Source organism: Streptomyces sp. NPDC051183 (genome assembly GCF_040682455.1).
GTDB lineage: Bacteria > Actinomycetota > Actinomycetes > Streptomycetales > Streptomycetaceae > Streptomyces.
Map to the genome: position 1 here is coordinate 60,510 of NZ_JBFBBA010000031.1, position 14,551 is coordinate 75,060.

Annotated in this window: 12 protein-coding genes; 6 read left to right on the top strand and 6 right to left on the bottom strand. The window is 72.9% G+C overall.

All coding sequences use genetic code 11. The features are described 5' to 3' along the window. Positions 1 to 42: 42 nt before the first annotated feature. The 3 genes from AB0M99_RS25590 to AB0M99_RS25600 are packed head-to-tail and all read left to right on the top strand — an operon-like array spanning position 43 to position 6,577. Positions 43 to 4,326, top strand: a complete 4,284-nt coding sequence (locus AB0M99_RS25590; protein WP_365924249.1) for an AAA family ATPase — start codon at positions 43 to 45, stop codon at positions 4,324 to 4,326. Positions 4,327 to 4,332: 6 nt separating this feature from the next. Beyond that, on the top strand, positions 4,333 to 5,490 hold the full coding sequence (locus tag AB0M99_RS25595; protein ID WP_365924251.1) for a trypsin-like peptidase domain-containing protein: 1,158 nt from the start codon (positions 4,333 to 4,335) through the stop codon (positions 5,488 to 5,490). Between the two features lies 1 nt (position 5,491). Further along, complete coding sequence (locus AB0M99_RS25600) at positions 5,492 to 6,577, top strand: trypsin-like peptidase domain-containing protein (RefSeq protein ID WP_365924253.1); 1,086 nt, start codon at positions 5,492 to 5,494, stop codon at positions 6,575 to 6,577. Positions 6,578 to 6,623: 46 nt separating this feature from the next. On the opposite strand, the gene AB0M99_RS25605 is transcribed toward AB0M99_RS25600, so the two are convergent. Further along, entirely contained in the window at positions 6,624 to 7,250 is a 627-nt protein-coding gene (locus AB0M99_RS25605; protein WP_365924255.1) for a YigZ family protein, read from the bottom strand. A 99-nt stretch (positions 7,251 to 7,349) separates the two neighbouring features. Here AB0M99_RS25605 and AB0M99_RS25610 point away from each other — a divergent pair, with 99 nt between their 5' ends. Continuing rightward, entirely contained in the window at positions 7,350 to 7,757 is a 408-nt protein-coding gene (locus AB0M99_RS25610; RefSeq protein ID WP_365924257.1) for a CoA-binding protein, read from the top strand. Between the two features lie 6 nt (positions 7,758 to 7,763). Here AB0M99_RS25610 and AB0M99_RS25615 read toward each other — a convergent pair whose 3' ends face one another. Then, entirely contained in the window at positions 7,764 to 8,519 is a 756-nt protein-coding gene (locus AB0M99_RS25615) for an acyltransferase (protein WP_365924259.1), read from the bottom strand. 142 nt (positions 8,520 to 8,661) lie between these two features. On the opposite strand from AB0M99_RS25615, the gene AB0M99_RS25620 reads away from it, so the two are divergent. Continuing rightward, entirely contained in the window at positions 8,662 to 9,207 is a 546-nt protein-coding gene (locus tag AB0M99_RS25620) for a gamma carbonic anhydrase family protein (protein ID WP_365924261.1), read from the top strand. A gap of 85 nt (positions 9,208 to 9,292) precedes the next feature. Here the strand turns inward: AB0M99_RS25620 and AB0M99_RS25625 are convergent, their stop codons facing one another. From AB0M99_RS25625 to AB0M99_RS25640, 4 genes are all read right to left on the bottom strand, one after another. Continuing rightward, on the bottom strand, positions 9,293 to 9,940 hold the full coding sequence (locus AB0M99_RS25625; RefSeq protein WP_365924263.1) for a DedA family protein: 648 nt from the start codon (positions 9,938 to 9,940) through the stop codon (positions 9,293 to 9,295). A gap of 40 nt (positions 9,941 to 9,980) precedes the next feature. After that, positions 9,981 to 12,506, bottom strand: a complete 2,526-nt coding sequence (locus tag AB0M99_RS25630) for a glycoside hydrolase family 3 C-terminal domain-containing protein (RefSeq protein ID WP_365924265.1) — start codon at positions 12,504 to 12,506, stop codon at positions 9,981 to 9,983. Between the two features lie 121 nt (positions 12,507 to 12,627). After that, on the bottom strand, positions 12,628 to 12,828 hold the full coding sequence (locus AB0M99_RS25635; RefSeq protein ID WP_365924267.1) for a DUF2191 domain-containing protein: 201 nt from the start codon (positions 12,826 to 12,828) through the stop codon (positions 12,628 to 12,630). Between the two features lie 62 nt (positions 12,829 to 12,890). Beyond that, positions 12,891 to 13,343: a DUF4442 domain-containing protein gene (locus AB0M99_RS25640; RefSeq protein WP_327363359.1), complete on the bottom strand. Its 453-nt coding sequence runs from the start codon at positions 13,341 to 13,343 to the stop codon at positions 12,891 to 12,893. Between the two features lie 95 nt (positions 13,344 to 13,438). Between AB0M99_RS25640 and AB0M99_RS25645 the strand changes: the two genes are divergently transcribed. Then, a complete protein-coding gene (locus AB0M99_RS25645) occupies positions 13,439 to 14,482 on the top strand; it encodes a hypothetical protein (RefSeq protein ID WP_365924270.1) in 1,044 nt (347 codons plus the stop codon). Positions 14,483 to 14,551: the final 69 nt, after the last annotated feature.

Below are 14,551 nucleotides of genomic sequence, written 5' to 3' on the forward strand. Positions count from 1 at the left end.
GGTCCTCTCCCCGCCCCCGACGGGCGCACGGGCAGGTGCGGAATGCCGCTCACCGAACCCCAGTGGGACATCGTCACCGAGTGGGTGGGGACGTATCTCCTCGACACCATCGACCCCTACTCTCGCCTCCAAGCCATCGGATTTGATGGAACGTTCATCAAATCCCTCTCGCTCGGGGGAAAAGCCGGCGAGAACGCGGTCGAGGTCGTCCGCGCGGCCAAACGGAAGATCGATCATCAGTACCAGCTGGTCGACGGCCTGATCCGGCAGACCGAGGTGGGCGTACGGGCTGACACCGCACCCCTGGCCACGGAGTACCGGAACACCCTTCAGGCGGACCTGCAACTGCACCTGGAACTGAAGAGTTCCGAGGGAGACCCCTACAGCAGCACCGTCCTCGGTGGGGGCGCCGAGGTCTTCATCGACCGCGCGGAACTGCGCCAGAGCGTGCGCAAACTCGTCGACGACCCGAGAAGAATGGTGCTGCTGGTCGACGGCGAACCGGACAGCGGACGCTCGTACACCTTTTCCTACATCCGCCACCTCGCGCAGTACTGCGCATTCACACCGGTACGGGTGGTGCTCTCGCGTACGTCCACGGCCGCCGAAGTGCTCCAGCAGCTGGCCACCTGGGTCGCCCCCGAGGCGATCGGCCAGCGCACCGGACCCCCGCCGTCGAACGCGACACAGTTGAACGATCCACGAGCCGTCCTGCAGAACGACGCGAACAGCGTGGTGCGCTGGGCGACCGCCTCGGAAGACCGGTTCTGGCTGGTGTTCGACGAGTGCGACAAGCTCGATGTGAACTCCGACGTCTGGGACTGCATCGGAAAGCTCGCTCAGGCCATCTACGACAACGCCCGCCCGGAGTCCGCTCCCCGGTTGGTGCTGCTCGGCTATTCCCCGTCGATGCCCCATCTCCCCCACGAGGTGCGCAAGTACCAGAGCTGGGACACCGCGCGGGTGGTGGAGGAGGAGGATCTGCGCCGCTTCTTCCGCGGGTTGTTCACCGGGTCACCGGAGCCGCCGCCCATCCCGTCCTCGGACTTCGAGGGGCTGGCCCCGCTCGTGGACACGGCCGTGTCCGAGATCCTGCGGGCTGCGCAGGGTCCGGGCGCTGACAGCTTCATGCGGAGGATCTGCACGGCAGCGGAGACGGCCGTACGGGTCTACGAATCCCTCGACGCCGCCGAGGAGTTCGCGGCGCGGCTGCGCACGGAGCTCCGGACGGAGCAGGAACAACAGCCCGCGGCCGTGGCGGAGTTGCGCCAGGCCTACCGCGAGGCGGCCTGCCTGCTGACCCAGTTCGACCCCGGACGGCTGCGGCTGCCGGACGAGACCGAACCCAGCGGGAAGGCCAAGCTGGAACTGGTCGACGACTGCCGGACGGTCGGCACGGGAGAGCATCCCCTCTGGGTGCTCAAGCCCAAGGTGCGCGAGGCGACGCTGCGCGGGCTCACCGCCGCAGCCGCTGCCCGGGCCCTGGCCGTGAACCTCTCCCCGGACGCGGTACCGGCCCTCATACAGCGCACCACGGAAGGCGAACTCCGGACGGAAGGAGAACTCCGGCCGGGCAGCCGTGACACCGAGGCCCGGGCCCTCGCCTACCTCATGGGCAGCCCGCCGCCCCTGGAGGCCCAGAACACCACCGAGCTCACCGACACCCTGCAGGCCGTGCTGTGGCTTTCGCAGGTGCCCGGCACGACCGGTCTCCCCGATCCCGATCACGTGCAGCAGCTGATGGAGCAGGCCCGGCTGCTGCAGCCCCTGGAACGGCTCCTCCGCGACCCCGTCCACGGGCGGACCGCGGAGCTGAACGAGCTGCGCGCCTACGTCGGTTTGCCCGCCGAGCAGCCGCACGGCGGGCCGGAGGATCCGGGCCAGGACTTCGTCCGGGCCCGCACCCGGGACCCCGAGCCCCCGCTGCTCCTCCACGGCCTCGCCGGCGTCGGCAAGAGCACCCTGCTCGCGAAGTTCCTGCTGAACAGTCTGCGCGACTACCGGCCCGGCTTCCCCTTCGCCTACGTCGACTTCGACCGCCCCACCATCTCCATCAGTGAGCCGGCCACCCTGATCGCGGAGATCGCCCGGCAGTTCGGCATCCAGTTCCCGCAGTACCGGGACGCCTTCGACGCGCTCGCCCGGGAGTGCGAGGAGACGGTCGGCGCCCTGCGCGACGAGCAGGAAGAGATCGACGAGCTGTACGGGCTCTCCGCCACCCGCTCGGCCCTCGCACGGAGCTCGTCCGCCGAGTTCCAGGCACAGTCGAGCGCCCGGGAAACGGAACTCGTCAAGCGGGTCGCCGCCCTGGTCGCCGAAGCGGTGGCCGTCCCGGCGGGCGAACCGGGCCCGCCCCTGGTGATCGCGGTGGACTCCTTCGAGGAGGCCCAGTACCGCGGTTCCCCGATGATCGGCCGAATGTGGGCCGTCTGGGCCGCGCTGCAGGAGGTGTACCCGCGGCTGCGGTTCATCGTCTCCGGGAGCGCGCCGGTCCCGCACCCGGGCCGCCTGGCCGAGCTGCGGACCATGGAGCTGGGCGAGCTGGAGCCCGACGCGGCAGTGGAACTCCTCGTCATCAACGGGGTCGAGGACGAGGACGTGGCCCGGGCCCTCGTGGAGCGGGTGGGCGGCCATCCGCTGAGCCTGAAGCTGGCCGCACGGGCCGCCGTCCTCGCGGGCAACGAGGCCGGGTCGATGGCCCGGCTGATCGGGGACCTCCCGGCCCGGCGCCGCGGCCTGTACCGCTCGGTCGACCAGATGCTGGTCCAGGGCATCCTGTACGACCGCATCCTCCGCCACATCGTCAACGACGAGGTCCGCCTGCTGGCCGAGGCCGCGCTGGCCCTGCGGAGCATCACCCCGGAGCTGATCCAGGACGTGCTCGCCGAGGCCTGCGGGATCGAGGTCGCGGGCCCGGAGCACGCCCGCCACCTGTTCGGCCTGCTGTCCCGCCTCGACCTCGTGGAACCGGCCGGGCCGGGTGCCGTCCGCCACCGTGCGGACCTGCGCGGCATCATGCTGCGCCTCGCCGACCGGAACGAGATCCAGCTGATGAAGACGGTCGACCAGCTTGCGGTGACGTACTACCAGCAGCGCGCGGGGCTGGAGGCCCGCGCCGAGGAGATCTACCACCGGCTGCGGCGCAACGAGAGCCCGCGGGAGGTCGAGCAGCGCTGGCTGCCCGGAGTCGAACGCTTCCTGACCGGGGCCAGCAAGGACATGGCGCCGAGATCGGCCGCCTTCCTCACCGCCCGCCTGGGCGGGCACATCCCGGAGACGGATCTGGCCCAGGCCGATCAGGAGGACTGGGAGCAGCTCGCGGCCCGCGAGGTGGAGGACCTGCTGGCCCAGGGCTTCGTCGACGCGGCTGCGACCCGCCTGGCCGAGCGCCGCCCCTGGACGCCCGGCAGCCGGCTGCACCCGCTGCTGGTGGAGACCCTGGCCCGGCAGGGACGCCGTACGGAGGCCCGGGCCGAGGCCGAGGCCGCCGTGGACCGGGCGGAGGAGGGGGGTCAGCCCGAGCTGCAGTTGGAGCTGCTGCTGCTGTCCGCGCGCCTGGCCGAGGAGGACGGGGACGTCGACGAGGCCGACCGGTCCCTCGCGGAGGCCGAGGACGTGGCCACCCTGATCGGCCGTGATTTCGAGGCGATGGGCGCGCTGCTGGCCCGTGCCAAGCTCACCGCCACCGCAGCGCCCGAGGAGAACCCGGAGGCCGGCACCAAGCTGGCCCGGCAGCTGCGTTCCATGCCCGCCGAACAGCTGAACCGGTACTCCGCGCTGGCGCGCATGGCCGCCGCCCAGGTGTCCCAGCAGGACCCGAAGGCGCTGGAGCACACCCTGGAGGTGGTGGGTCTGCCCGCGTCCGAGGACGCGGTACCGGACACCCTCGCGGAGGCCATCCGGCGGGCCGTCGCCGACCAGCCGCAGCTGCGCCAGGCCTTGCTGACCATCCTGGCGAGCGCGGCCGGTCCGCCCGAACCCCGGGAGGCCGCCGCCGCGCCGACGGCGGACGCACGGCCCACGGGGACGGCCGGAATCCTGCGCGAGGCCCAGCGGCTCGGCACCCTCGACGAGCTGGCCCGGCGGCTGCTGCAGGTCAAGGACCAGAGCGGGGAGCTGCTCTCCGGGGTGGCGGCCGCGATGGCCGCCGGCGCCCCCGTGCCCGGGCCGGCGGAGAACGGGCCGCCGGAGAACGGGCCTGCAGAGAACGGGCCGCCGGAGCACGGGCCCGCCCGGCCCGTGGAAACCCCGGGCGGTGACACCGGACCGGACGCCGGGCCGACCGCTCGCACACCTCTCGAAGGGAACGGCCCGCAAGCGGCCTGAGCACCCATGAGCGCGACACCGTATCTACCGACCGAAGAGATCTACGCGATCGCGGATGCCGCCATGGAGGCCGAGCTGGCCGGCCAGCGGCGGCTGCTGTTCATCGGCATCACGCCGCAGTACAAGAACCTCCTGCCCAACGAACCCACCGGCCCCTACCAGCAGATGCTCTCCGACCTGAACTCGATGAACCATGTGGAACGGCTCGTCGACTCCAGCGTCCCCCTGCAGCAGTGGCTGGAGAACGCCCGCAGGCTGACCCCGGTGGCGACCGCGGTCGCCGTCTTCGACCGCGCCCTGGACGCGGTGGTCCGGAAGTCGACGGGCGAGCCGGACGTGGCCCCCGTGGTGTTCACCGGAGAGACCAAAGAGGAGGTCATCTTCCGGGACGACACGGTTCCGTTCCTCTTCCTCCAGGGCGGCGAGGTGGCCGGCCGCGCCGTGGCCCGGATCAAGGTCTCCCCGTACCAGGGAGGCGCCCCGCAGCCCCAGGCCTTTCCGCACGCGGGAACCGGCTGGCTGATCGCCCCGAGCCTGCTCGTCACCAACCACCACGTGGTGACCGCGCGGAACCGCACCGGGCCGGAGCGGATCGTGGTGGACCCCGCCGACCTGCAGCTCCAGGCACAGAACTCGACGTGCCGCTTCGACTACCTGGACGACGTCTCGCAGACCGAGGAGGTGCCCGGCGGCGCCCTGCTCGCCTCGGACGAGGCCCTCGACTACGCGGTCCTGCGGCTGGCGGACGGCCGGACCACCGCGCAGACCGTCCTGCGGGTCGCCACCGAACCTCTGAAGGTGGCCAAGGACCAGCCGGTGGCGGTCAACGTCATCCAGCACCCGGGCGGCCAGCCCAAGCGGATCGCCCTGCGCAACAACCTCGTCTACGAAGCGGACGATCGGGACCTGCGCTACTTCACCGACACCCGCGCCGGCTCCTCGGGATCGCCCGTCCTCACCGATGACTGGACCGTGGTCGCGCTGCACCGCGGCGCCCGCCGGGTCGAGGACGTCAGCTTCCAGGGCAAGAGCACGGCGTTCGTGAACGTCGGCACCCAGATGAGCAGTGTCCTGGGCCATCTGCAGCAGAACAGCCCCGAGGTGTACGCCGAGATCGCGGCGGCACAGGCAGCGCTCACCGGACAGAGGGACCCGGAGGTGTGAGATGTCCAGCCGTTCACCCGTGGCGACCGACCCGGCGCAGGTCTTCGACGACCTGGCGGCCGTCGCCGCACGCATCCGCGACCGCCTGAACGCGGAGATCACCGAGTCCGCCGAGGATCTCCCCGACGGAGCCGACGGAGCCGCCGCCCCGGCCGGGGAGATCTCCCGGTTCGCCCGGGAGGAACGGGACCGGGTGCTGGCGGCGGGGGCCCGGGGGCTGGAGAAGCTGGCCGAGGGCCGCGAGGACGAGATCGACGAGGACGAGTACTTCGGGGTGGAGGCCATCGTCCTGCTGGAGGGCCGCCCCGCGCTGCTGGTGCAGGGCCAGGACTTCGCCACGCCGACGGACGACTGGGCGGTGCTCGACGGGCACCGCGCCCCCATCCGGGAGTCCATCGCCCGGGTCGGCCGGGTGGAGGTGACCGGGCACCCCTCGCTGGACTGGGTGGGCACCGCCTTCCTGGTCGGCCCGGAGGTGGTGATGACCAACCGTCATGTCGCCGCCGAGTTCACCCGCAGCGACGGGAACTCCGGCTGGGTCTTCCGGCCGGGCATGACGGCCCGGGTGGACACCACGGAGGAACTGCCGCTCGCGGGCACGGCCCCGGGTGACGGCTCCTTCGAGTACGAGGTCACCGGGGTGCTGGGCATCCACCGCGAGGCGGACATGGCCCTGCTGCGGGTGGCCCCGACCGCGCGGGGCGGCGGCTCCCTGCCCACCCCGCTGGCGGTGGCCGCCGAGGCTCCGGCCGACCTGCCCGGCCGGCCGGTGTACGTCATCGGCTACCCGGCCTGGGACGGCCGCCGCAACGAGCCCGAGTCCATGCGGCGCATCTTCATGGATATCTACAACGTCAAGCGCCTGCAGCCGGGTACCGCCACCGAGCTGATCGCGGACGAGCTCACGATGAAGCACGACTGCTCGACCCTGGGCGGCAACAGCGGCTCCCCGGTGTTCGACCTGAACGACCACCGGGTCCTCGGCCTCCACTACGGCGGCCGCTACCGCTCCGGCAATTTCGCGGTGCCGCTGTGGGCGATGGTCGAGGACACGTTGCCGGGCTTGTCCGAGGTCAACTGGGTCTGACCCGGCACGCGACCGGGCATGACCTGGCCGGGGCCGCGCCGCGAGCTCAGGGCGCGTACGTCTCCCCGCCGAGGGTGAGGGTGGCGCTGCCGGCCGTGCTGTCGGCGAGCCAGGCCTCGAAGGCGGGCAGATCCGCCTCCGGGAGCGCGACCTCGATCTCCACGGCCGCCCCGTAGCGCAGGTCCACCACGGTTCGGCCGGTGGAGCGCAGGTCGTTCTGGGTCTTGCCGGCCCGCTGGTGGTCGACGGTGACCGTGGCCAGGCGGTACCGGCGGCGGGTGACGGTGCCGAGCGCGTCGAGGGCCTCGCCGACGACTCCCCCGTAGGCGCGGATGAGACCGCCGGCGCCGAGCTTCACACCGCCGTAGTACCGGGTGACGACGGCGACCGCGTAACGGATGTCGCGCCGGGTCAGCATCTGCAGCATCGGGACCCCGGCGGTGCCGCCGGGCTCACCGTCGTCGCTGGCCTTCTGGACCGAGGCGTCGGCGCCGATCACGTAGGCGAAGCAGTTGTGCGTGGCGGTGGGGTGCTCCTTGCGGATGCGCGCGATGAACTCCTGCGCCTCCTGCTCGGTCGCGGCGGGCGCGAGCGAGCACAGGAACCGCGAGCGGTTGATCTCGGACTCGTGCATTCCCTCGCGGGCCACCGTCACGTACTGGTCTGCCTTCACCGCTCCACCCTACGGGGAATCGGACAGGCGTCCTTTCGGTTGTCAGGGCTACAGACCCAGACCAGACGCAGACCAGCGAACCAGCAGGAGGCGGCACCCGTGTACGGCGATCCGGCAACCATCCGCAAGATCCTCACCGAGCTCGGCGACACCTGGGCCGTGGTGGGCCTGTCCAACAACGAGGACCGGGCGGCGTACGGCGTGGCCCGCGTGCTCCAGCGGTACGGCAAGCGCGTGGTCCCCGTGCACCCGAAGGCCGAGACGGTCCACGGCGAGCAGGGCTACCCGTCGCTGGAGGCGATCCCGTTCAAGGTGGACGTGGTGGACGTCTTCGTGAACAGCGCCCTGGCCGGCACGGTCGCCGACGAGGCCGTGGCCGCCGGCGCGGAAGCCGTCTGGTTCCAGCTCAACGTGGTCGACGAGGCCGCCTTCGAGCGCACCCGCGCGGCCGGGCTGGACATGGTCATGGACCGCTGCCCGGCCATCGAGATCCCCGCACTCCCCTAGGACGTCTTAGGCGGTGCCCTGCTGCTCGGCCTCCGCGAGTTCCGCCAGGGCGCGCAGCTGGTCCGGCGTGACCCCGTCGGGGATCGGTACGGGGGCCGGGGAGCGCAGCGGCGGCTGCCAGCCCGTCTCGGGCTCCCAGCGGCGTACGATCCGGGCCGGCGCGCCCGCCACCACCGCGTGGTCGGGCACCTCGCCCCGTACGACGGCGCCCGCGGCCACCACCACGTTGCGGCCCAGCCGCGCCCCGGGGAGGATCACCGCGCCCGTGCCCAGCCAGCAGCCCGGCCCGATCTCGACCGGGGCGCTGCGGGGCCACTGCTTGCCGACGGGCTCGTGCGGGTCGTCGTAGCTGTGGTTGGTGGAGGTGATGTACACCCCGGGGCCGCAGAACGTGTCGTTGCCGATGGTGATCCGGGTGTCCGCGATCACGTGGCTGTCCCGGCCGATCACCACGCCGTTGCCGAGGACGAGCACGGGCTCGCTGCCGAGGTCGAGGTCCGGCATCATCCCGGCGGTGAGCGTGACCTGCTCGCCGATGATGCAGTGGTCGCCGAGCCGTATCCACGGCTCGCCGAAGACCGTGCCCTGCGGGAAGGCGAGCCGGGTCCCGTGCCCGATCGCTGCGAACCGCAGCCGCCCGGGGGTCTGCGCGGTCACCGCGCCGGCGCGCTGCATCCACTGCCAGCCGGCGTGGACGACGCGGTTGGCGAGCCGACGGCGCAGGGCGGTCAGTGATGAGAACGTGTTCTGGTTCTTCGGCACCCGGCCACGGTAGTGCGCCGGGCGGCGGCGGTCCGGATCGCGCTCCTGTGATCTTCACCCCATCGCCGGGCCGGCGGGCCGCGTGCCCTACCGTGCGTGGGGAGCGCGACAACGGCACGACGCAAGAACAGAGGAAGAGAACATGACGCAGCACGCGGCTCAGGCACTCGTGGCGGGTGTGGGCGGGAAGCACCCGGACGTCGACCCCGAGGCGTTCACGGCGCCCACCTCCGTGGTGATCGGTGACGTCACCCTGGCCGCGGGCGCGAGCGTCTGGTACTCGGCGGTGCTGCGCGCCGACTGCGGGCCGATCGTGCTCGGCGCCGACAGCAACGTGCAGGACAACTGCACGATCCACGTGGACCCCGGCTTCCCGGTCTCCATCGGCGCGCGCGTCTCCATCGGCCACAACGCGGTGGTGCACGGCTGCACGGTCGAGGACGACTGTCTGATCGGCATGGGCGCGACCGTCCTGAACGGAGCGGTGATCGGCGCCGGCTCCCTGGTGGCGGCCCAGGCGCTGGTCCCGCAGGGCATGGTCGTCCCGCCGGGCTCGCTCGTCGCGGGCGTTCCGGCCAAGGTGCGGCGCGAGCTGTCCGAGGAGGAGCGCGAGGGCATCAAGCTCAACGCCGCCATGTACATCGAGCTGGCCAAGCAGCACCGCGCCTCGGTCACCCCGGCCGGCTGACCGCCGGGGCCGGGCCCGCCCGCGGTGCGCCGCGGGCGGGCCCGGCGGGTTCGGCGGCCTCTCAGTCGCCGGGCCGGCCGGCGACTCAGTCGGCCAGGACCGCGGGCGCCGGCGTCTGCGACGCCGCCCTGGCCGCCTTCTTCATGCGGTTGCGGATCATGACCGTCACCGCCATGCCGAACAGCAGGGCCACCACGAGTGCCGCCCAGGAGAAGCCCTTGAGCCACGGCTCCGCCACGATCCCGATCGTGTAGATGACGGCGGTCGTGCCGCCGGCCCACAGGATGCCGCCGAGGATGTTCGCGATCAGGAAGCGCCAGTACGGCATGTGCAGCACCCCCGCCAGCGGCCCGGCGAAGATCCGCAGCAGCGCGACGAACCGCCCGAAGAAGACGGCCCACATGCCCCACTTCTCGAAGGAGCGCTCCGCCACCGCCACCTGGTCCGGCCCGAAGTGCTTGGGGAACCTCCGGCCCAGCCGGTCCAGCAGCGGCTGTCCGCCCCTGCGTCCGATCGCGTAGCCGATCGAGTCGCCCACGATCGCCCCGGTGGTCGCGCAGACCCCCAGGACCACGGGGTCGATCTCCCCGTTCTGGGAGGCCAGCAGGGCGGAGCTGACCAGGATGATCTCCCCCGGCAGCGGGATGCCGAGGCTCTCCAGCCCGATGACCAGCCCCACCAGGAGATAGATGCTGACTGCCGGAATCGTCTCCAGCCATTCCTGGATGTGCACCGGTACGTCCTCCCGAGTCTTCGCATGCCGAACGGGCAGCTTATCGGCTCGCCACCACAGCCTTTGCCCTCAGCGGCAGTTCGCGGGAGGAACGGCCCGCGAACACCTCGCGACGGCCGGAGCCCAGCACCCATGCGTGCTGCTCCGGATCCCAGGAGGACAGCGCCCTGGAGTCGATGTCGAGGGTCACCCGCTGGGCCTCGCCGGGCGCCAGGGTGAGCCGCCGGTAGCCGGCCAGCGCCCGCACCGGCTGGTCGAGCGTGAGGTCGGGCGACGGCCCGAGGTACACCTGGGCCACCTCGGTGCCCTTGCGGCGCCCGGTGTTGCGGACGGTGAACTCCACGCGCAGCCCGGCCCGTCGTCCGTGGGCACCGCCGGGCCGGACCGTCAGCTTCTCGTACTCCCACGTCGTGTACGAGAGCCCGTGCCCGAACGGGAACAGCGGGGTCACGTGCTGGGCGTCGTACCAGCGGTGGCCGACGTGGACGCCCTCGGTGTACTCCTGGCGGCCGCCCACCCCCGGATAGCGCAGCGCGTCCCCGCCGACCGGGGTGGCGCGCTCGTCGGCCGGGAAGGTCTGGGTCAGCCGGCCGCCCGGGTCCACGTCGCCGAAGAGGATGTCGGCGGTGGCGCCCGCGCCCTCCTGGCCCGGGTAGTACATCTGGAGGACCGCTCCGGTACGCGAGAGCCACGGCATCGTCGTACTGGAGGAGGTGTTGAGCACGACGGTCGTACGCGGGTTGGCGGCGGCGACCGCTTCGATGAGCGCCGCCTGCCCGCCCGGCAGGCCCAGGGAGGTGCGGTCGCTGCCCTCGGTGGCGTCCTCGTACGCGAAGAGCACGACGCTCCGGGCCGACCTGGCGGTCCGCACGGCCTCGGCGAGATCGGCGGCCCGGCCGGCCTTCGTGGTGTGCCGGAGCCGGAACCGCTGCCCCTTCGGCCCGCCCTCGGCGGTGACGGCCAGCCGGTGGGCTCCCGCCTTGAGTGCGAGCGTACGGCGGCGCACGGTGAGCCCGTCGGGCGCGCAGCCGAGCAGTCCGCCGGCGAAGTGCTCGGCGACGCCCTCCCGGACGGGGAACAGTTCGGTGCCGTCCAGCCGCACGCCGGGGCGCTGCCCCGTGTAGTGCACGAGCAGGGTCCACTCGTCGTCGGCCGCGAGGGTGAACACCGCCTCGTGGCTCCAGGTGCGCCCGGGGTCCACGCCCCGGTCGTCCAGGTCCGCGGGCGGCGTCAGCAGCTGCGCCGGCAGGGGCCGCCCGTACAGGTCCTCGCCGAGGGCGTAGCGCACGGTGGAGCCGCTCCCGGCGCGTGCCCGGATGGCGGTGAGCGGGGCGGGCGCGGCGTCCGGGACCACGTGCGCGCTGCCGCCGCCGCTGACGAAGGGCGTCTGCCCGGTGGGCCCGATCACGGCGATCGAGCGGGCCGCCGCGCCGGTGAGCGGCAGGGTGGCGTGCTCGTTGCGCAGCAGCACGGCGCCCGCGGTGGCGACCCGGCGGGCGATACGGGCCCCCGCGGCGGGATCGCGCGCGGGCCGGGCGGCGGGGCGGGCCGCGAGCAGCCCGAACCGGTCCATGGTCGCCAGGATCCGGCGTACGGCGAGGTCGACGGAGGCCTGGGGCACGGTGCCGCCGCGCACGGCGTCGCGCAGCGGGCCGCCGAAGTGGGTGCCGCCGGGCATCTCCATGTCGAGGCCCGCCCCGATGGCCGCAACGGTGCTGTGGGTGGCGTCCCAGTCGGACATCACCCAGCCGTCGAACCCCCAGCGGCCGCGCAGCAGTTCGTCGAGCAGCGGCTTGCTCTCGCAGGCGTAGACGCCGTTGACCTTGTTGTACGCGCCCATCACCGCCCCGGCTCCGGCGGCCACGGCGGCCTCGAAGCCCCGTAGCTCGGTCTCGTGCAGGGTCTGCTCGGCGGCGACGACGTCGACGGTGTCGCGGCCCTGCTCCTGGTTGTTGAGGGCGAAGTGCTTGACGGTGGCGATGAGCCCCTCGTCCTGGATCCCGCGGACCACCTCGGCGACCAGGTCGGCGGTGAGCCTGGGGTCCTCGGCGAAGGTCTCGAAGTTCCGCCCGGCGTACGGGGTGCGGATGAGGTTGGCCATCGGCGAGAGCAGCACGTCCTGGCCGAGCGCGCGGCCCTCGCGGCCGATGGTCCGGCCGTACTCGCGGGCCAGCGCCGGGTCGAAGGCGGAGGCCAGCAGGACGGGCGCGGGCAGGGCGGTGGCCGGCCTGGCGACGCGGACCCCCGCGGGCCCGTCGGCGAGCCGCAGCGGAGGGATGCCGAGGCGCGGTACGCCGGGTACGTACCCGGCCTGGCCGAGCGGGGCCGGGGCGGGCGCGCCGTGCAGCAGGGCGGTCTTCTCGTCGAGGGTGAGCCGCTCCAGCAGGGCGTCGAGCCGGGCGCTGCTGCCGGGCGCGGGCGCGGGCGCGGCCGCCGCGGTGGCCCCGCGCACGCGCGCGCCGGGCGGCACCGTGGCCACGCAGCCCGCGGCCCCGACGACGGCGCCGACCACGCCGGCCGCGCCGAGCAGCCGCATCGCGGAACGTCTGGACACGGCCTCGCTCATGGGGGCTCCCTGCGGCGTCGGCGCCGGTCGGCGGGAGCGGCCCGCGCCGGACCGCTCCCCCGCCCACTGTGCGCCGCGCCCCGCACGGCTCCGCTCAGACGCGCCACCGCACCGCGGAGGTTCAGCCCTGCGGCGGCTGCGGCGCGCCGTCGCGGTCGCTCCGGGTTTCGTCCTGCAGCTGGACCCGCGCCTCGGTGCGGTGGCCGCGCGCGATGTAGTCGCGTACGACGGCTTCCACCGCGTCCTGGGGCGAGCCGATCCCGGCGAGGACCATCACCTCCACCACGAGCTCCGCGTCGAGCCGGATTTCGGCCTTGGCCACGGCCACCCCCATCGTCGTCGGAGGGGGACTCTATCGCCGCGGGCGCGGAGCGCGGGTGCGCACTACGCGTTGGGGCGCAGCGTCCACACGACGGTCATCTCGCCCGTCACGGCCTCGTCCTCGCGCTGGATGGCGATGGTGACGGGGAACTCGGGGCGGCCGCCCGCGTCGAGTTCGGCGACGACCTCGGCGGCCGGGCGGCCGAGGGTGGCCGTGGCCGTGACGACGCCCTTGGCGAGCTTCTTGTAGCCGATCTCCGCCCGCACGGCCAGGGGCACGGCGCGCGAGAGCTGGTCGCCGAAGGCGGCCAGGACGATGGCACCGCTCGCGGACTCGGCGAGGGTGAACATGGCCCCGGCGTGCGGGCCGCCGACGTGGTTGTGGTAGTCGGGCTGGTCCGGCAGCCGGACGACCGCGCGCTCGGGGGTGGTCTCCAGGAACTGGAGGTTCAGGGTCCGGGCCATCGGCACCGTCGCGGCGAGCAGTTCGCCCACGTTCATCTGGTCTGCGCTCATGGGACGCCATGTTACCCACGAGTAAGTAGCCTTGACCAGACCTGCCAGGGGGCGGCCGTGGATACCGGCGGCCGCTCCCACTATCGTTACCGGCCATGTGGCCAGGACAGCAGCAGCCGCCCGGGGGCGAACAGAACCCCCAGGACGCGCATCAGAATCCGTACCAGCAGCAGCCGGGACAGCCGAACCCGTACCAGCAGCAGCCGGCATACGGCGAGCAGCCGCCCGGCTACGGGTACCCGCAGCAGCCGGGTTACCAGCAGCCCCCGACGGTTCCCGTCCCGCAGTGGGGCCCGCCGCAGCAGGCCGCCCCGCAGCCGCCGGCCGGCGGCGGGAGCCCCTTCGCGACCAGGACCGTCGCCATCGTCGCCGCCGCGGCGGTCGTCGTGGCGGCCGCCGCCACCGGGACGTTCGTACTGACCCGGGACGACAAGTCGACCAACGAGGCCGACAACAAGCCCAGCGTCTCCCCCTCGGCGCCCGCCTCCCCCTCCTCTGCCGCGCCGGCCCCCACGGGCGCCAACCCGCGGGCCGGCGGCGACGTCAAGCCGGTCGTCGCGGGCTGGAAGGTGGTCATCAACCCGAAGTACGGCACCGCCTTCGACGTCCCGCCGGAGTGGAACGTCCTGACCTCCGGGACGTCCATCGGCTTCGAGGACGAGGGCAAGAAGGACGGCTCGGCCATCGTCATGATGTCCGCCCCCGCCCGCCTCAAGGAAGAGTGGTGCAAGGTCGACTCCGACATGAACGGCAGCGAGGAGAAGACCGCGCTGGCCGGCACCGGCACCAAGGGCGGCCAGGGCGCCAAGGACACGGCCGAGGCCGCGTACAACGAGGCCGGCAACTGGGCCTTCGCCGGGTACGCGCAGAAGGCGCCCAAGGGCACGACCAAGGTGGCCGCCGCCAAGGAGTACACCACCGCGTCAGGTCTCAAGGGGCACGTGGCGACCGCCACCGTGAGCGGCCTGCCGAAGGAGAACAAGTGCTCCTCCGACGGCAAGTCCATCGCCTTCAGCTTCAAGACCGCCAACGGTGACTTCTCCAGCTGGGTCCTCTACGGCGCCGCCGGCGTCGAGGGCGAGGTCTCGCAGGAGACGTACGAGAAGATCCTGAGCACGGTCCGCCTCACCACCGGCTGACCCGCCACCGAGACCCCCCTGGGCCGGAAATCCGTTTGGATTCCCGGCCCGGGGCGGGGATAGTCCGGG

Bases quoted from the DNA above. Each gene is read 5' to 3' on its own strand.
- AB0M99_RS25620 (WP_365924261.1), top strand. From the start codon at position 8,662: ATGACGCAGCACGCGGCTCAGGCACTCGTGGCGGGTGTGGGCGGGAAG.
- AB0M99_RS25590 (WP_365924249.1), top strand. From the start codon at position 43: ATGCCGCTCACCGAACCCCAGTGGGACATCGTCACCGAGTGGGTGGGG.
- AB0M99_RS25630 (WP_365924265.1), bottom strand. From the start codon at position 12,506: ATGAGCGAGGCCGTGTCCAGACGTTCCGCGATGCGGCTGCTCGGCGCG.
- AB0M99_RS25645 (WP_365924270.1), top strand. From the start codon at position 13,439: ATGTGGCCAGGACAGCAGCAGCCGCCCGGGGGCGAACAGAACCCCCAG.
- AB0M99_RS25600 (WP_365924253.1), top strand. From the start codon at position 5,492: ATGTCCAGCCGTTCACCCGTGGCGACCGACCCGGCGCAGGTCTTCGAC.
- AB0M99_RS25640 (WP_327363359.1), bottom strand. From the start codon at position 13,343: ATGAGCGCAGACCAGATGAACGTGGGCGAACTGCTCGCCGCGACGGTG.
- AB0M99_RS25595 (WP_365924251.1), top strand. From the start codon at position 4,333: ATGAGCGCGACACCGTATCTACCGACCGAAGAGATCTACGCGATCGCG.